Source organism: Paenibacillus phytohabitans (assembly GCF_013141775.1).
GTDB lineage: Bacteria > Bacillota > Bacilli > Paenibacillales > Paenibacillaceae > Paenibacillus_AQ > Paenibacillus_AQ phytohabitans.
The window spans coordinates 148,314-165,067 of the sequence record NZ_WHOB01000059.1; the positions used below are offsets into that span (position 1 = coordinate 148,314).

The 16,754-nt window shown below is 54.0% G+C and carries 17 protein-coding genes; 3 read left to right on the forward strand and 14 right to left on the reverse strand.

What is annotated here, in order from left to right; genetic code table 11:
- Positions 1-20: 20 nt before the first annotated feature.
- The 5 genes from GC101_RS18810 to rpmG form a co-directional block, all read right to left on the reverse strand.
- The gene (locus GC101_RS18810; protein WP_171718671.1) at positions 21-1,148 is read right to left on the reverse strand and encodes a metal ABC transporter substrate-binding protein; all 1,128 of its coding nucleotides are present in this window, start codon (positions 1,146-1,148) and stop codon (positions 21-23) included.
- 24 nt (positions 1,149-1,172) lie between these two features.
- Positions 1,173-2,012, reverse strand: coding sequence for a metal ABC transporter permease (locus GC101_RS18815; protein ID WP_171718672.1), 840 nt, complete (start codon positions 2,010-2,012; stop codon positions 1,173-1,175).
- Positions 1,958-2,665: a metal ABC transporter ATP-binding protein gene (locus tag GC101_RS18820; RefSeq protein WP_171718471.1), complete on the reverse strand. Its 708-nt coding sequence runs from the start codon at positions 2,663-2,665 to the stop codon at positions 1,958-1,960. The genes GC101_RS18815 and GC101_RS18820 overlap by 55 nt, the downstream gene beginning before the upstream one ends.
- 379 nt (positions 2,666-3,044) lie before the next feature.
- Positions 3,045-4,253, reverse strand: coding sequence for a GTP-binding protein (locus tag GC101_RS18825; protein WP_171718472.1), 1,209 nt, complete (start codon positions 4,251-4,253; stop codon positions 3,045-3,047).
- Positions 4,254-4,348: 95 nt separating this feature from the next.
- The gene (rpmG, locus tag GC101_RS18830; protein ID WP_042135659.1) at positions 4,349-4,498 is read right to left on the reverse strand and encodes a 50S ribosomal protein L33; all 150 of its coding nucleotides are present in this window, start codon (positions 4,496-4,498) and stop codon (positions 4,349-4,351) included.
- A gap of 295 nt (positions 4,499-4,793) precedes the next feature.
- Between rpmG and GC101_RS18835 the strand changes: the two genes are divergently transcribed.
- The 3 genes from GC101_RS18835 to GC101_RS18845 all read left to right on the forward strand — a co-directional run bounded on the left by GC101_RS18835 (position 4,794) and on the right by GC101_RS18845 (position 7,793).
- On the forward strand, positions 4,794-5,825 hold the full coding sequence (locus tag GC101_RS18835; RefSeq protein WP_171718473.1) for a CobW family GTP-binding protein: 1,032 nt from the start codon (positions 4,794-4,796) through the stop codon (positions 5,823-5,825).
- Between the two features lie 22 nt (positions 5,826-5,847).
- On the forward strand, positions 5,848-6,846 hold the full coding sequence (locus GC101_RS18840) for a permease (RefSeq protein WP_171718474.1): 999 nt from the start codon (positions 5,848-5,850) through the stop codon (positions 6,844-6,846).
- Positions 6,847-6,935: 89 nt separating this feature from the next.
- Positions 6,936-7,793, forward strand: a complete 858-nt coding sequence (locus tag GC101_RS18845; protein ID WP_171718475.1) for a TIGR03943 family putative permease subunit — start codon at positions 6,936-6,938, stop codon at positions 7,791-7,793.
- Positions 7,794-7,801: 8 nt separating this feature from the next.
- On the opposite strand, the gene GC101_RS18850 is transcribed toward GC101_RS18845, so the two are convergent.
- The 9 genes from GC101_RS18850 to GC101_RS18890 form a co-directional block, all read right to left on the reverse strand.
- On the reverse strand, positions 7,802-8,197 hold the full coding sequence (locus tag GC101_RS18850; protein ID WP_042219308.1) for a NusG domain II-containing protein: 396 nt from the start codon (positions 8,195-8,197) through the stop codon (positions 7,802-7,804).
- A 90-nt stretch (positions 8,198-8,287) separates the two neighbouring features.
- Positions 8,288-8,476: a DUF6954 family protein gene (locus GC101_RS18855; protein WP_042135652.1), complete on the reverse strand. Its 189-nt coding sequence runs from the start codon at positions 8,474-8,476 to the stop codon at positions 8,288-8,290.
- A 31-nt stretch (positions 8,477-8,507) separates the two neighbouring features.
- Positions 8,508-11,978, reverse strand: a complete 3,471-nt coding sequence (locus GC101_RS18860) for a PAS domain S-box protein (protein WP_246354397.1) — start codon at positions 11,976-11,978, stop codon at positions 8,508-8,510.
- A gap of 219 nt (positions 11,979-12,197) precedes the next feature.
- The gene (locus GC101_RS18865; RefSeq protein WP_171718476.1) at positions 12,198-12,830 is read right to left on the reverse strand and encodes a hypothetical protein; all 633 of its coding nucleotides are present in this window, start codon (positions 12,828-12,830) and stop codon (positions 12,198-12,200) included.
- On the reverse strand, positions 12,827-14,056 hold the full coding sequence (locus GC101_RS18870; RefSeq protein WP_171718477.1) for an ABC transporter permease: 1,230 nt from the start codon (positions 14,054-14,056) through the stop codon (positions 12,827-12,829). Before GC101_RS18870 ends, GC101_RS18865 begins: the two co-directional genes overlap by 4 nt.
- Positions 14,053-14,928, reverse strand: a complete 876-nt coding sequence (locus GC101_RS18875) for an ABC transporter ATP-binding protein (RefSeq protein ID WP_171718478.1) — start codon at positions 14,926-14,928, stop codon at positions 14,053-14,055. Before GC101_RS18875 ends, GC101_RS18870 begins: the two co-directional genes overlap by 4 nt.
- Before the next feature lie 34 nt (positions 14,929-14,962).
- The gene (locus GC101_RS18880) at positions 14,963-15,256 is read right to left on the reverse strand and encodes a hypothetical protein (RefSeq protein WP_171718479.1); all 294 of its coding nucleotides are present in this window, start codon (positions 15,254-15,256) and stop codon (positions 14,963-14,965) included.
- Complete coding sequence (locus GC101_RS18885) at positions 15,219-15,959, reverse strand: RNA polymerase sigma factor (RefSeq protein WP_171718480.1); 741 nt, start codon at positions 15,957-15,959, stop codon at positions 15,219-15,221. Before GC101_RS18885 ends, GC101_RS18880 begins: the two co-directional genes overlap by 38 nt.
- 88 nt (positions 15,960-16,047) lie before the next feature.
- Positions 16,048-16,728 carry a TetR/AcrR family transcriptional regulator C-terminal domain-containing protein gene (locus tag GC101_RS18890; protein ID WP_171718481.1) on the reverse strand — a complete coding sequence of 227 codons (681 nt, stop codon included), beginning with the start codon at positions 16,726-16,728 and terminating at the stop codon, positions 16,048-16,050.
- Between the last annotated feature and the right edge of the window lie 26 nt (positions 16,729-16,754).

Consider the following 16,754-nt stretch of genomic DNA (forward strand, 5'->3'; position numbering starts at 1 on the left):
TGGATCAGCCTCTCTTCTTCTTATTCGTTCAGCGCCGCGCTCAGCGCTTCAAGATTCTGGCGCATAACGCCCAAGTAATCCAGATTATTCCTGGTGTCTTCCTCCGTCAGTCCTTCAATCGGATTCAGCACAGCTGTCTTGGCTCCAATTTCCTGGGCAATAGTGTCAGCCACACTGGAGGATACCAGAGTTTCGAAAAAGATCGTTTTTACGTTATTCGCCTTGGCAAATTCTACGATCTCTGCCATTTGAGCAGCGGAAGGCTCCTGCTCCGGTGACAACCCGGCGATAGGCACTTGAGTTAAACCATATTCACGGGCCAGGTATCCGAAAGCGGCATGCTGGGTAATAAAGTCCTTACGTTTCGTATCCTTCAGCCCGTCTTTGAACTCCTGATCCAGCTGCTGCAGCTTGGCGATATAGGCTTCGCTATTGGTTTTGAAGGCTGCTGCATTCTCAGGTGAGGCTGCGGATAAAGCCGCTTCAATCGTGCGGACCTCCTGGATCGCCATAGCCGGGGCGAGCCACACATGCGGGTCAAGGCCGCCGTGATCATGGCCTTCTCCGGCATGTGCTTCTTCCCCCTGCTCATCCTCGTGGTCATGTTCGTGGTCGTGATCAGCCTCGCCGGACACTGTGCCTTCTTCATGGGCATGCTCATGGTCATGTCCCTCTTCCTCTTCCGTTCCTTCCATGATTTCCAGCCCCTTACTGGCTTCTACGGTAATCAGTTTGCTGCCGGAAGTCCCGTCCACAACCTGCTGCGCCCAGCCTTCCATTCCGGCTCCGTTATAGACAAGCACATCCGCATCAGAAATCTCAGCCATATCCTTAGCGGTCGGCTCCCAGTCATGCGGCTCGGTGCCGGCCGGAATCAGCACTTCCACATCCGCAAGCTCACCGGTAATATTCTTCGTGAATTCATACATCGGATAGAAGCTGACCTTGATATTCAGCTTGTCCGCCGCAGGTACGGTTGTAGCTGCAGCCGCAGAGGACGGTGCGTTAGCAGGGCTGCCGTTCGAGGCAGCATTGCCTGCAGTATTGTTTCCGCAGCCGGAGACCACAAGCATAGCGGTCAGAGACAAGGCAGCAAGGTGGCGGATTTTGAATTTGGACTTTGATTTGGACTTTGATTTGGAATTCATCATATTTTTCGGAGACCCCTTTTCTTAAATGGTTGTAGATTTATGAATGTTGCGGCGGTTTTTCAATGTAATCAGCCGTTGTACGGCTATGGCACTCAGCAGAAATACGAGTAGAATAAGCGCAATCGTGCCTCCGGGAGGCGTGTTGATATAATACGAAGCCGTTAAGCCGCTAAACACACCGGTCAAGCCGACACCGACTGAAATCAGAATGGCTGCGGTAAAACCGGACGCAATCCGCAGCGCAATGGATGCCGGCAGCACAATAAGAGCGGATACCAGCAGCACACCTACAACAGGCATGGCTGCGGCAACGGTCATGCCGGTAAGAACGGCGAACGAGAAGGACAGTAATCCGGTATGGACTCCGCCGATGCTGGCGGTCTCCTCGTCAAATGTCAGGTTGTACAGCGGCCGGCGCAGCACAATGAAGTAGACGAGTCCGGCGGCGGCCACGATGGCAATCAGCTTAAGCTGGGTATCACTCACGGCAACGATGGAGCCGAACAGGTAAGAGCTGAAGCTCTTGGTCAGGTTCTGCTTCAGGCTCATCAGCACGACGGCCAGCGCCAGACCGGAGGTCATAATGATAGCTACCGGAAGCTCACTGTATGTACGGTAAGAACGGCGCAGCTGCTCGATAACCAGCCCTCCGGCTACGGCCACAGCGAAACCGCTGATGGCCGGGTTCCACTGCAGGACTGAACCCAGCGCCACACCTGCAAGTGAGACATGGGACAGGGTGTCCGCCATCAGCACCTGCCTGCGCAGCATCAGGTATACGCCAAGCAGCGGACCAATAATGCCGATCAGGCCTCCTGCCCAAAATGCACGCTGCATGAATTCGTAACCAAGCATGTCCAGCCCTCCTGTTCCTGTCGTTCCAGGCTGATCACCGTATCCAGATAGGATCTTGTCTCTTCCAGGCCATGTGTAACCATAATGACGGTGCGGCCATGCTGGCTGACATAATGCCGCATCAGCTTGTAGAAGCCGCTGCGGCTGGCAGTATCCATGCCGGTTGCCGGCTCATCCAGCACCAGCACCTGCGGCTGCTGGGCAAGCGCCCGGGCGATGCAGATCCGCTGCTTCTGTCCGCCGGACAGCTCGCCGATTCTGCGGTTGCGGTACTCCCACATATCGACCTGACGCAGGCTGCTCTCCACCAGCGCTTCCTGTTCCTTCGTGAAGCGGCGGAACAATCCCAGCCTGGAGTAGCAGCCGGAACGGACCAGCTCGATGACCTTGCTGGGGAATCCGGCATTGAAGGAGGCAACTTGCTGCGGCACATAGCCGATCACCAGCCCGCCCCCGCCGGTAAGCTCCTTGTTCAGGGAGACCGTTCCGCTCCAGGGCTTCAGCAGGCCCAGCATAAGCTTGAGCAGCGTTGTCTTCGCCGCTCCGTTGGGGCCGGTGATCCCGATGAACTGCCCGGCTTCAATATCCAGCGACAAGCGGTCAATGACCGGCTCGTTCCCGTAGCCGAACACAACATCCTGCATGGATGACAAAATCATAGCGTATCGTCTTCCCTTCTTCATTCAACTTCAGACGGAGCTGATGCACCGGTAAAGTCTATTAACATTCGCAGATAATAAGTTTATTCGTAACAATTACGTTTTGACTCCATTGATATTATCGTAATAATTACGATCTGTAAACCCGAAACCGAAAATTAATCGTAATCAAACTGATTAACACCGTAATCTAGGCAGCAAAAAGCCGGAACCGACAGTCCCGATTCCGGCTCTTCCGCGTAATTAGATACTCGTCTTGCATACCACCGTAACTCCAGATACCTGTCTTGCATTCCATCCGAATATAAATCCCCTGTATCACCCGAGTTCAATTCTTAAACCCTAACCTTCCGGCCGCTGCACGCTCCTCCTCAGCCCTCTATTCCTGCCCGGCCGCAAGCAGCTCCTCTGCCGGCCATGGCAGCGGATTGTTGAACTCGTTCCAGTCCAGCTTCATTTCTTCCGCGCTAAGCAGGCAGCGGTCCAGCCGGGCTTCGATGTCTGCACGGTTCATGCTGACGCCGATGAACACGATCTCGTTCAGACGGTCGCCCCACTGCCCGTCCCACTTCGCCTTAACATCCGGCTCGGCCGCCAGCACCTCCTGCTGCTGGTCCTCCGGCATCGTCGCCAGCCAATAACCGGCCGGACCGAACTGAATGGACGGTCCCGCCTGGCTGACGGTTGCGGCCAGATCCCCGCGCGCGGCCAGCCATACCAGACCTTTGGCCCGGACTACCTCAGCCGGCCAGTTGCTGAAGAAGAAGCTCAGCCGCTGCGGATGGAACGGCGTTCTGCGCCGGTAGACAAAGGAGGTGATGCCGTATTCTTCCGTCTCCGGTGTATGCTCCTCCTTGCCGAGCTCTGCGATCCAGCCGGAGGACAGACTGGTCTGCTCGAAATCAAACAGACCTGTATTCAGGATCTCTGAAGGGTCGACCTCCGCATTAACCGTACGGATGATCTTCGCGCGCGGTTGAAGCCTGCGCAGCACAGCCTCCAGCTTGTTCAGCTCCTGCTCGTCCACGAGATCGCATTTGTTCAGCAGCAGCACATCGCAGGTCTCAATCTGGTCAATCAGCAGATCAACGATATCCCGGAAGTCGCCATCGCCCGCAGTCATATTGCGGTCAAGCAGACTGTCCCCCGAAGCAAAATCATGCCAGAAACGGTTGGCATCGACTACCGTAACCATCGTGTCCAGTCTGGCAAGCTCAGTAAGATCAATATCCAGCTCAGGGTTCGCATAGGTGAAGGTCTGGGCTACCGGAACCGGCTCGCTGATGCCGGAAGACTCGATCAGAATATAATCGAAACGTCCTTCCGACGCGAGATTATTCACTTCCCGCAGCAGGTCGTCGCGGAGCGTGCAGCAGATACAGCCATTGGACATTTCCACCAGCTTTTCCTCAGTCCGGGAGAGGGTATTGCCGGATTTCACCAGGCCCGCGTCCACGTTCACCTCACTCATATCATTCACAATGACCGCCACCTTCAGGCCATCGCGGTTATGCAGAATGTGATTCAGGAGTGTCGTTTTGCCGGAACCGAGGTATCCGCTGAGTACAGTAACAGGAATTCTCTTCATTGATTTACTCCTTACACAAATTTAGTTTAGGACAGCAGCGCATCCGCCGCCCGTCTATCAGAACTTCTTCCTTCCCAAGGTACGGCTCAGCACCCTTAGCGGGTCTCACGATGCAGCGTTACACGCTTCAGGCGCGGGCAATATTTCTTCATCTCAAGCCGTCCGGGCGTGGTTCTCTTATTCTTCGTAGTGGTGTAGTTGCGGTCGCCAGTCTCCGTGCAGGCCAAGGTAACGATTACTCTCACTAAAATTCAACTCCCTTTCATTTAATCGTAATTATTACGATTTACACATTCTACATGGTCCGCCTGTCCGCTGTCAACTGGTGATCCGCAAAATTTCAACTCTCTTAGAATTGTGGTCTTTCCTGCGGAGGAATTACGTATAGATGGAATTACAAGTGAAAACGGCTTGGCCTCCTTCAAGAGCGGGGCCGTTTCAGCAGGAAACAGACGGTTGCTCTGGTGAGAAGCATCGAAGGTTGTATTACAAAGAAAATATGATTCTTGCAATTCCAAGAACGAAGCGGGAGAGTGAGCCATGAAGATACCTGTGATCATACTGAGCGGATTTCTGGGGAGCGGAAAAACTACTCTGCTGTTAAGTCTGCTGAAGGAGAGCAAGCGGCGGGGGCTTAATCCCGGCGTAGTCATGAATGAGCTGGGGAAAAAAGATGTCGACGGCTATATTCTGCAGGAGAATACCGGCACTAGTGTGGAAAAGCTGCTGGACGGCTGTGTATGCTGCAGCCGTAAGGAAGAGCTGCCGCGCAGCCTGGCCGCCCTGCTGGCGCGCCGTCCGGATATCATCTACATCGAGCTTACCGGCGTCGCGGACCCCGATGAAATTGCCAAATCGCTGCTGGAGATGCCTTTAGCAGACCGGCTGAAGCTGCACTTTACCATCACGCTGCTAGATGCCGAGAATGCGCTGGACTATAACAGCCGCTTCTCTGCCGATAAACAGCTGGTCCGCACTCTGCGCAAGCAGCTCACGGTGGCCGATCTGATTATCGTGAACAAAAGCGATCTGGTCGAACCGGAAACCCTATGGAAAATCGAGAAAATGGTCTATAAGCAAAACTCTGAATCGGAGATTGTATTTACCCATTACAGCCAGATTAATCTGGCCCCGCTGCTGGCAGGCATCGCCGCCCGTGAACTGCGGAGGCCTGCGCCGCAGCGCGGACCGGGTACTATAAACGGCACATCGCTTAAACGAACCAGTCCAGGCTACGGGGGGAGCGCGACTGCTGTACAGGAGCCCGAGTCCGGCCCAAGCACCTCCTACTCGCAGGTAGCGGCAGTTACGCTGACCGTACCGCAGGGGGGAAACGGAAGGATCCGCCGGGAGCAGCTGGAGCTTTTTTTCCGGGAATGGGGAGACAGTCTGCTTAGAGCCAAAGGTCATGTCCAGCTTGCGGAGCAGGATTCCGTGCAGCTTGTGCAATATGCGGGGCACCGCACAACCTGGGAAGCCTCGCGTTATCCGGGCCAGCCTTACATTGTGTGCATCGGCCTGAATTTGGACGAGAGGGCGGTCAGCCGCCGCTGGGCAGCCTTGTTCAGCTAATATCAGGCGCGGGAAGGAGCCGATGAAGCCCTTGACAACCTTTTCTCCGTTCAAAATACTGCCGCTGCTCATTCCCGCTGCCTTCCTGCTCACGATTGGCATTCTCTGGCTCCCCGGTCATCCGGAGCTGCTTAACAACGGTTATGTGGACACGTTCAAAACAGCGTTTCTCGGCATTCTGCTCGAAGCCCTGCCGTTCGTGCTCCTGGGTGCGCTGCTCTCCTCATTGCTCCGCGTCTTCGTGCCGGACGAGATGATCTCACGCTGGATTCCGCGCCATCCGGTTCCGGCTATTCTATTCGGCTGCCTGCTCGGGATCATTTTCCCCGTCTGCGAATGCGGGATGATTCCGCTTGTCCGCCGGTTAATGCACAAAGGCATGCCGCTCTACGTCGCCATCGTCTTCATCCTGTCCGGTCCGATCCTGAATCCGGTCGTCTACGGGGCCACCCTGACGGCCTTCCGTTCCCATCCGGAACTGGCCTATGCGCGGATGGGACTGGCTTTTGCCGTATCCGCCCTAATCGGCCTTGTCATCTATGCCACCATCCGCAAATCACCGCTGCGTCTGTCCATCCCCCGCGAGGGGGGCGAGGAGCATCACGGCACTACCCGCGGCGGGCGGGTAGTCGCAGTCTTTGTGCATACGTCGGATGAGTTTTTTGAAATGGGGAAATATCTGATCATCGGCTGCCTGTTAACCGCCGGTATCCAAACCTTCATGAATCACGGCAGCCTGACCGCTATCGGAGAGCGCCCGCTGGGCTCCTACCTGTTCATGATGGGGCTGGCCTTTGTACTCTCGCTCTGCTCCACCTCAGATGCCTTTGTCGCCTCTACCTTCCTGCATTCCTTTCCGGCCGGATCACTGCTGGCGTTCATGGTGCTGGGCCCGATGCTCGACTTCAAAAACTCGCTGATGCTGCTGTCGCTGTTCAAAACCAGATTCGCGCTTTATCTGTTCTTCCTGATTGTCTCGGCCGTCTTCACCGGCTCGGTGCTGGCTTCACTCTGGCTGTAGCAACCCTCACAAACTCAGCATATGCTTCCGATGCAGTTTGTCCGCAGAAACTCAGGGAGCAACCCTCACAAACTTTTAGGAGGTTCCGTATGAATAACGCCCGGAGCATCCGGTTTCACTATTTACTGAGGGCGGTTATTCTGCTCGCCTTCGCCCTCTATATCGGACATCTGGTCCAGCAGGACGCGCTTCATTACTACGTTGCCCCCAAGCTGGCACGCTGGATCAGGCTGTGTCCGGTTCCGCTCTCCCTGATGGCGCTGAGCCTCGGGCTTCAAGCCGTCCTTGGCAAAAGCAGTGTCCTGTGCGACTGTGAGCACCGCCTGCCCCGTTCCGGGCTGGGCAGTTCCGCACTATACAGCCTGTTCCTGCTTCCGCTGCTGCTCGGGTTTCTCCTGCCTGACCGCGCACTGGGAAGTGCTGCAGCGGCCAGAAAAGGCCTCACCCTGTCTTATACAGCCGCAGAGTCCGGCAGCGGCGCGAAGTTCACTCCCTCTAACCCCTATGAGGCGGAATTTGCCGAGCTGGCCGGCAAGCTGTACGGAGAGTCCGTTATTCCTGTATACCCGGAGATTTTCTCTGAGACCCTGGGCGCTATCAACCTGTATAAATCACAGTTTGAGGGCAGGGAAATCTCGGTATCCGGCTTTCTCTACCGAGAGCCGCAGGGTGCCGGCCAGACCAGCTATGCGGTCAGCCGGTTCCTCGTCCAGTGCTGCACGGCGGATGCCACTCCGTTCGGTATTCTGCTGGAGCCGGGAACACAAATAAGCCTGCCCGCCGATACCTGGATTGAGGTTCGGGGCAAGCTTCATGTGGTGCTCTATCAGGGAGTGGAGACACTGCAGATTACTCCGGAAGTCCTAACCGCAGTTCCTGAGCCGTCCACACCTTATGTATACACTAGTGCCGACGCCGCAGCGGCCTGGGAGGAGCTGCAGCCTTGAGTGCCAGCTTAGATCACCGCATCCAGCGCATCATCGTCATCAATGGATGAACCGGGATTTACGACCTCAATGAGAAGCCGGGCCGGAATACAGATAATCTGCTGTTTGGGCCTGGAGATGAACCCCATATCCAGCGCAATGGTCAGGGGAGCATCCGAGTAAGTCATCTGTATCCCATAGTCGAACACCTTCAGGGTATTGTGGCCGAACTTGGTACGGATGTCTATAATCTGTTCTTCCTTGGTCAGGTTTACCGTCTTGTACGCCTTGCCGTTCACTGTAATAACAGCCTTCAGATCTCCCTGTGCATAATGCTCATTGTGATTCGAGAACCACTTATAGCCGTAAATGGAACCGGCGGCAAGCAATACGACCAGGATCATGATGAAATCGCCACGTTTCATGGTTTTCAATACCGTAACCCTCTCACTGACTATTTTATAATCGTAATAATTACGATCCCTATAAATAATAGTTTAGCCAGGGGAAGATTGTCAACGTCTGCCCAGCCGCTTCAGCAAACTCCGCAGCCACCAGGTAATTCCGGCATAGATCAGCAGTACAATGGCCAGTGTCAGCATCCTCTCCCGGAACGATCCGTCAGCCAGCAGCACCGGCCCCAGCCCATATAGCGTTGTCAGCCCATAGAGTATGGCAAATAAAATATAGATGATCCATCTCATTCCTCTTTGCTCCTCCTCATGTCTCTGCCTGCTAATTCCGGAGATTAATCGACCATTCCCGCAGAACCCTGTCCAGCTCTTCCACCCGGATCGGCTTGGAGATGAAGTCCTGCATCCCTGCTCGAAGGCACATTTCCTTATCTTCCTTCCGGGCAAAGGCGGTAACTGCAATAATAACCGGAGATAATCCCATCGCCTCGCGGATCCGCCCTGTAGCTTCAATACCATCCAGCACCGGCATCTGAATATCCATGAATACCAGATCATACTGCCGTGTCAGCACAGCGTGAACCGCCTGCTCCCCGTTCAGGGCCACATCCGAGGTATAGCCGCGCTTATTCAAATATTTCTGCAGCAGATGCAGATTCACCGGATGATCCTCGGCAATAAGGATCGACAGCGGACCATATTGCCCCTCCGGATAATCCATATCAAAAATCCCGTTCTTATACTCTTCAGCTGCAAGGATCTCCAGGGGCAGCGGAGGCCCCGCAACCTCACCAGACGGCATAACCTCAATCGTGAAATAGAACTCCGAGCCCTCATCTTCGGTGCTGTCCACACCGATCGCACCATCCAGCAGCTCGACCAGCTTCTTGCTTATGGCCAGCCCCAGTCCGGTTCCGCCGTATTTGCGGTTAATGGAAGGATGCAGCTGGGAGAACGACTGGAACAACAGGCTCTGGCTGTCCTGCGGAATTCCAATACCGGTATCTGTCACCGAGAATCTGAGAATCATTGACCCGGGTTCCCGTACAGGTTCCAGCTTCACCGAAATACCGACTTCCCCTTCTTCCGTGAATTTCACCGCATTGCCGACCAGATTCACGAGAATTTGCCGCAGCCGGATTTCATCCGTTATTACAAGACCGGGAATCTCCGGGTCTGCTTCGCTGCGCAGGGTCAGGCCTTTTTCTTTGACACGCGGATAAAAGAGTTCACATACATTCTGAATCACTTGCCGGACATCGACCGGCTGCAGATCCAGCGTCATCATACCGGATTCAATCTTGCTGAAATCCAGCACCTCATTCAGGATATGCAGCAGTGCTCCGCCGCTTTTATTAATAATCTGCGTGTAGTATTCCTGCTCTTCCGTAAGCTCTGTCCCCGAGAGCAGATCAGCCATGCCAATAATCCCATTCATCGGAGTGCGCAGCTCGTGGCTCATAATGGCCAGAAATTCTGATTTGGCCCGGTCAGCCTGCTCCGCAGATTCCTTGGCACGCACAACCGCTTTCTCCTCGGTGATGTCACGGAATACCACTACCGCACCCTTGCGTTCTCCGTTATCATATAATGCCGTCATGCGGTATTTAACGAGGAAGCTGGAACCGTCCTGTCTCCAGAAAATCCCTTCCTGCTCCCGCTCATAGGAGAGATTAGTCGTAAGCAGCTCTGCGAGGGTCCTATGCCCTCCGCGGTAGAGTTCCCCGTCCATCCAGGTCTGGGCGATCGTCTGCAGCTTGATATTGCTGGCCAGCTCCCCGGGAGCGTAACCCAGCATAATGGAAGCCGCCGGATTAATAAAGACCGTATCCCCCTGCAGATTGATGCCAAAGATCCCTTCCGAAACCGAATTCAATATTAGCGCATGCTCATAACTGAGCTTCTCAATCTGTTCCAGATGCCGTTTGCGTTCGGTGATATCGCTCGTGATCGCAAACACGCCTACCACCTGGCTGTCCAGCAGAATAGGTACATAAATCATGCCAACCTCAACCGTCTGCCCGTCACGGCGGATGATCCGGGTCTCAAAGGTCTGGGCCATCCCCCCGGCAGCGGCAAGAAAACGGTTATTCACAAATGCCAGCTCATCCGCATCAATAATCTCACTGTAGCTTGAATGCAGCAGTGTTTCACGGGAATAGCCGGTGAGCTGCTGCAGACTGGCATTCAGCGACTGGATGCAGCCCTGCAGATCCATTGCACTGATCGCGGACGGATTATATTCGAACAGCGACTTGTACCGGTTCTCGCTTTCCAGCAGCTTCAGTTCATATTGCTTGCGCTCAGAGATATTCCGGGTAACTCCAATCATCTCTGTAATTCCCGGGGTTCCCGTCTCCGTATGCCGCAGCGTAGTCTCCACCCACAGATAAGAGCCGTCCTTGCACAGATAACGGAAGACGATAGGCTCCAGCTTCAAGCCCTTCTTACTGTCGTCCAGAAAAGCCTGCACACAGGCAAAATCGTCAGGATGGATATAATCCATCCCATTCGTGCCGACCATTTCTTCCGGAGTATATCCGAACATCTGCTGGCAGACCGGGGAAGCATACAGATAGGTCGCCTGTTCATCTGTCGCATTGCGTGAGATAAAGTCCTGAGAATTCTCCGAGATCAGGCGGTAATTCCGTTCGCTGTCACGAAGCTGTTCTTCCATCCGGTGGCGTTCCGTAACATCCTGCACAATGCCGCGGATCTGCTGAACCTTGCCTGCTGCATCCAGGATAACCTCCCAGTGCGCATAGATCACCTTACGCCCGCCGCTGCCGTTCCTGATTCTGAAGGTCGCCTCACCTTGGGTGCCTGACTTCAGTGTATGGTGCAGCTCCTCACGCAGCGCCCCCAGATCATCCTTCACCACACAATCCAGGAGCAGCTGATAATCAATCCGGGTATGACTGCCCTGACTGCCGCCCATTTCAAAAATAGCCCTCATCTGGCTGGAAACCGTCAACTCCGCATAGACCGAATTCCATTCCCACGAACCCATCTGCCCAAGCTCCTGCGCAGACGCCAGCATCTCCTCATATTTCTTCCGCTCTGTAACATCACGGGCAATGGTCAGTACCTGCTGCACTTCACCTTCACGGTCCCGCATAACCTGAAACGAGCTTTCAATCCAAATGTAATGGCCGTCTTTATGCCTTGCCCGGCGGGTAAAGACATCGTTGTCCGAGTAAAGCTTCCCCCGCTCGGTCATCTCTAGCGCGTCAACTTCATGATAATACTCCGGCCTTTTCCTGCCGATCATCTCACTTGCGGAATAACCCATCAGTTTTTCAACAGAGGGAGAAACATATCGCAAGGTTCCATCCGGATCGGCAAAGGAGATCATGTCCGGAGTATTTTGCGTAATCAGCTTGTAGAGCTGGTGATCCTCCTCAATCTTCTTCTCCGCTACCTTGCGTGCGGTAATATCCGTCATCTCCGCAATCAGCTGCAGGGGCCTGCCTGTCGACTCTTCAAAAATCAAAAATATATGCAGCGCCACCCAGATGATCTCCCCATCCTTGCGTGCAAACCGCTTCTCTTTATCTACAGCCGCGCCGGGACTGCACAGCAAATACTTCATAATCAGGCCGTGATCCACGGTATGCTCATCCTCCGGATAGGCAATATCCAAATAACGCAGATCCTTAAGTTCATCCTCTGTATATCCGAACATCCCGCAAAAGGCAGGATTGGCCATGAGCATTGTACCATCGTCAATGGATACTACCGCATAGCCTATGGAAGACCGTAAATACAAATGCTTAAAAAGTGTATCAGACAAAGCTCCGAGCCTCCTCTGTGAAAGTGGGGGACATAAATTATTATCAGTATACCTTTTTTTCGGATAATATGCTCCAGCTCTGAAGTCACTCCAATAATCAGGCAGTATATTCAATGCGTCAAAAAACCGCCCCGGTCACTAAAATGACGTCAAGGCGGTTGTTATATGATTTTAATTATATTGGATTGTTCCTGATATTTAAGACAGGCCTGGCCTCTACTAGTCTAGTCTCTTGCGCGGCAGCCAGAAGGCGCAGAACAGCGCAAGGGCGAATGAACCTCCTGCCAGCAGCCATTTATCATTATCCCATTCGCTATTTATCAGGCCGAATAAATAAAAGCGGCCGGTCAGCTTGCCTTTGGTCATGAAATCAAGCAGATACCAGGAGAATCCGGCAATGTATCCGGCAGAGGTGTTGCCGATCAAGAGTGCAGCCGTCAGTCCCGCTGATCCTATCGCAACTGCGGTAATCACCGTCCCGCCGATCATCGGCCACAGTTCAAAATCAGCACCGCTCCCATGCATCCATGTGAATAAGGCAGTCACCACAAGGAAGATATAGAGAACGGTGAGCAGCCAGCGGAAAAGAAATACCGGATGATGCCTTACCCGCTTGGCATAGAGCACTTCACCAATCCCGCCATCCTCCAGCAGGCCCAGGTGGGGGAAGACAATCAATCCCACAAAGCTGATCAGCTGTTCCCCCAGCTTCGCAGCCTGAACCCTGTTCATCAGTGCCGGCTCCATGAAGAACGGGACGACAGCCAGAAGCACTGCGGACAGGAGCCATGAATAATGTGCAGTCAGCCTGAGGTTGTACCCGGCCAGCGGGCGGATGATCTGCCGGCTCATCTAAGCGCCTCCGCTGCAGATGCCGCCACACTTCCTTTAGCGGTCTTCCTGCTCAGCATCTTGGCTGAATCCAGCCGGCTGCGGTTTCTTTCCCATAACCAGGCGGCTCCTGCAGCCAATAGTACGGTGAGTATCAAATAGAAGCTGCGGTTAAGTGCAATCTCATCCGTCCACTTCCAGTATAACTCGTAGTCATTAGGCGAGTTGAAGCGGATGAACAGCCGGTTCAGCCCATAAGAGCCTAACAGCGGCAGCACCGACATGAACCACCAGACAATCTGCAGGGCGATGGGTACGATCCCCCGGCGGAACAGCATCGAGCCGAACATCCCGAAGGCAACGGAAATCCATAACGTCGGCAGCAGCCACCATGCTGTGTATCCAAGGAAGATTACAATAGCCTGTCCCGTCTGGCCGGTAAGCCCCAGTGTATCCACGGTCTGCCAGCCGCCGATGACAGCCAGGATGAGGTAGATCATAGATAACATGACACCTTGTGCAATAAACTTCGAACCGACATACACCCAGGGCGAAATTCTGCGGCTGTAAATCAATTCATTCATCCGGCTGGAGCGGTCCCGGAGCAGCAGAAAGGCTGACAGAAAGACCGGAAAGATCCCTGCTGGCAGCGAGAGATAATCACTGAAGTAGCGTGCGGCTCCGGGCAGCAATTCACCTGCATTCACCTTAGCGTTATAGCGGGCAAGATCCGCTTCCTGCGCCTTTATGGCTTCATCAACAGTCTCAATGGCAGAACCGAATTCCCCCAGCCCTTGCTGGTATATACTCTTCCCGCCCAATTGATTGTTCACTGACTCGGCGATAGTGTTTACCTCATCCATAGTATATTTATCCGGATTCTTCAGAACCTCATCCAGCTGGGAGATCGCTGCAGACAGGGCTGTCTTCTCCTTCTCGTTCAGCTTAACCTTGAAAGGAAAACCCAGCCTGATTTTCTGGCTGGTTCCGGCATCCAGATTCCAGCCCATTTCCTTCCTCATTTGTTCGGCCAAATCGCGGGTATCCGCCGGCTGCTTCCAGCCGTAATACGGGTGTTCAATAGTACCTACATTCTGCGGCGTACTTATAACCGGGGAACCCAGCTCGCCCCAGGTTTCCTCCGTAGCATAAGAGGTGAAATAGAAGAACACGCTCGCGATAATAAACAGATAAAAAACCAGGCTGCGCAGCGTCATGCGCATCTCTTTGCCGATCAGTGCCATCATACGAAGGATTCCTCCCTGCGCATGAGATGCAGATAAGCATCTTCAATCGACGGCGCGGTCTGCTGTGCCCCTGCATAAGGCTGTTCATCTGCCAGCACCCGCACCCGCATATTTCTTCCCTCCGGTACAGCGGACAGTACCGGGAACCGGTCGCGGTCCCGCTCCCACTCTACCCGGTCAAGCTCGGCTATCCAGACACGGCCGGCGGCCGCAGCAGTCAAATCGCCTATTCTGCCGTGATAACGCAGACGCCCCTTATGCAGCACGGTCATCTGCTCACAGGTGGACTCCACATCTTCAACAACATGCGTGGATAATAGAACAATTCTGCCTTCGGCAAACCGGCTGAGCAGCCGCCGGAAACGGATCCGCTCTTCAGGGTCCAGCCCTGCAGTCGGTTCATCCACGATCAGCAGCTTCGGCTCATGCACCATTGCCTGGGCTACGCCGAGCCGGCGCTTCATTCCCCCGGATAATGCCTTTACCTTGGTACGGCGCTGCTCGGTAAGGTTAACCAGCTCAAGCAGATTGTCTATTCTCCGCTTCCGCTCCGCACGGCCGGCTATGCCCGATAACAGCGCCAGATAATCCATCGCCTCCACTACCGTCATCCCCGGATAAAAGGCGAATTCCTGTGGCAAATAGCCAACCAGTTCGCGGATCTGCGCCTTATCTTTCAAGGTAACTCCACCAATCTCCACCGTACCCGAGGTAGGCTCCAGCAAGGTGGCAAGCAGACGCATCAGCGTTGTTTTGCCCGCTCCGTTAGGCCCGAGCAGGCCGTGAATGCCTTCGCCCACCCGGAAGCTGATATCCTGCAATGCCTGTTTGTTTCCGTAGGTCTTGGTTAAATGATTAATAATTAGCTCCATCCCAGTCTTCTCCCCCGTTCTTATAACTCCCTGTTCACCCGTCATTCTCCGGACTCCACGACAATTCAAGCTTCTCAATCAGCAGACCTGCTGCGAACAGAACGAGTGACAGCGCCACGCATAGTTCCTTATCGATCTTTCCAATCGAGATCATCAGGGCAAAAACAGCCGTAAAGATTGTGACGCATGATATTGTCATTGCCTTGCGTCTGGCCAGCAACCTGCGGTTATGCAGCACTTTCTCTGCATCACGCTTGTCATATTCCAGCAGACGGGCTTTGCGGTAGACCTCATCCAGAAATAACTGTTCCGGTTCGTTTGACCTCACAATCCCACTCCTCCTTTTCGTAAATCTGCCTAAGCTTCTTGCGCGCCCGGTGCAGCAGCACCTTGAAGCTAACCATATTGCGTCGCATTACTGCTGCCGCCTGCTCATAAGACATCTGTCCCACATCCACCAGATAGACCGCCTGGCAGTAATCCGGCTTCATCTGGTGCAGCCTTCTGCGCCATTCCAGGTCTTCTTCACGGATAATAGCCAGCCGCTCGGGATCGTCTGTTCCCTGTGTATGTACGCTGCCGTATCTCTCGAATCCGCCGCGGTCTGCCGGACCATCACTTTGTGTCCTGCGGTCTTCCGGATTATGACTCTCTTCCGCGGTCAAGGTACGCTGTCTGCTGCGCTTGCGGATGGAATCAATGCTTTTATTGCGCAGGATCGTGAACAGATAGGTCTGGAAGGATGCACGGTGATCATACTTCTCCGGATATACCAGCAGATAAGCGAAACAATCCTGCGCCAGATCCTCGGCCGTATGATAATCTCCGGTCAAGTGGTACGCAAATCGTACCGCCGGCTTCCGGTACTTACACACCAGCCACTCAAAAGCCTCAAGGCTTCCGTCCCGGAACCTGACCAGTACAGCCTCTTCTTCCGCGGAACTATCCTTCGCTTCCTCTGATTCAGGGTCTTCCGCATGTTCTCTTCCGTTTCCGTTCGTCTTACGCCGCCTCCTCTCCCGCTGAGCCATCTACTGGTTATTCGTTTACCTCCGGCAAAAGGTTACAGTCTGTCCGCAAAAAAGAACCCCACAAAGTGGGGGCTCCAAAACATATGAATTATCGCGCCTGCTGCTGGGCCAGCTGTGCGATTCCTGCAATGATTATTTTCAGGCCTGTACGGAACATGTTATCCGAACCCAGCTCGCGGAATAAGCCATTATGGTGCATACGCTGCACCACGTTCGGCCCTCCTCCGGACAGACGTGCAAGCGAATCCATAAACATTCCCTGCGCTCCGCCCTCCGCTTCCTTCTTCATGGCTGTATCGACTCTGCGCTGCTCATATTTATCGAGTTCAAAAGCAATCACATAGTTCAGCAGGCAGGCAATCGAGGAAAACTTGTCGCTGTCGCTGACGGGAAGATGATCCACGATCTGCAGAAGCGAGTTGATTAAGGCCAGATAGTCCGGCTCGGAAGGTACCGTTCTCATTAACAGCTGGGCGGAACACGGATACTTAATCATTACGCTGCGGATCATCGACGCACAATGAAACAGCTGCTCTTCCCACTCTCCTTCGAGCTTAGCAGACTGCCGGGCCTCCTTCGCCACCTCATTAGCAAGCGTCTGAAACAGGCTCTGCTTGCTTTTGAAATGCCAATACAGCGAAGGGGCCTGGATATGCAGCAGATCCGCCAGCTTCCTCATACTGAAATCCTCAATGCCTATTTGGTCAAGCAGCTCCCAGGCTGCCTTGATGATATTTGGTTCGGTAATTTGCAGATTTTTGATTCTCATACGAGCCCTCCCGAGTACAAGCTGTT

Coding starts and splice junctions, on each gene's coding strand:
- GC101_RS18855 (WP_042135652.1), bottom strand. CDS start 8,476: ATGAGATGGATCATCTATATTTTATTTGCCATACTCTATGGGCTGACA.
- GC101_RS18810 (WP_171718671.1), bottom strand. CDS start 1,148: ATGAATTCCAAATCAAAGTCCAAATCAAAGTCCAAATTCAAAATCCGC.
- GC101_RS18865 (WP_171718476.1), bottom strand. CDS start 12,830: ATGAGCCGGCAGATCATCCGCCCGCTGGCCGGGTACAACCTCAGGCTG.
- GC101_RS18840 (WP_171718474.1), top strand. CDS start 5,848: ATGAAGCCCTTGACAACCTTTTCTCCGTTCAAAATACTGCCGCTGCTC.
- GC101_RS18890 (WP_171718481.1), bottom strand. CDS start 16,728: ATGAGAATCAAAAATCTGCAAATTACCGAACCAAATATCATCAAGGCA.
- GC101_RS18870 (WP_171718477.1), bottom strand. CDS start 14,056: ATGATGGCACTGATCGGCAAAGAGATGCGCATGACGCTGCGCAGCCTG.
- GC101_RS18825 (WP_171718472.1), bottom strand. CDS start 4,253: ATGAAGAGAATTCCTGTTACTGTACTCAGCGGATACCTCGGTTCCGGC.
- GC101_RS18845 (WP_171718475.1), top strand. CDS start 6,936: ATGAATAACGCCCGGAGCATCCGGTTTCACTATTTACTGAGGGCGGTT.
- GC101_RS18820 (WP_171718471.1), bottom strand. CDS start 2,665: ATGATTTTGTCATCCATGCAGGATGTTGTGTTCGGCTACGGGAACGAG.
- GC101_RS18850 (WP_042219308.1), bottom strand. CDS start 8,197: ATGAAACGTGGCGATTTCATCATGATCCTGGTCGTATTGCTTGCCGCC.
- GC101_RS18875 (WP_171718478.1), bottom strand. CDS start 14,928: ATGGAGCTAATTATTAATCATTTAACCAAGACCTACGGAAACAAACAG.
- GC101_RS18835 (WP_171718473.1), top strand. CDS start 4,794: ATGAAGATACCTGTGATCATACTGAGCGGATTTCTGGGGAGCGGAAAA.
- GC101_RS18885 (WP_171718480.1), bottom strand. CDS start 15,959: ATGGCTCAGCGGGAGAGGAGGCGGCGTAAGACGAACGGAAACGGAAGA.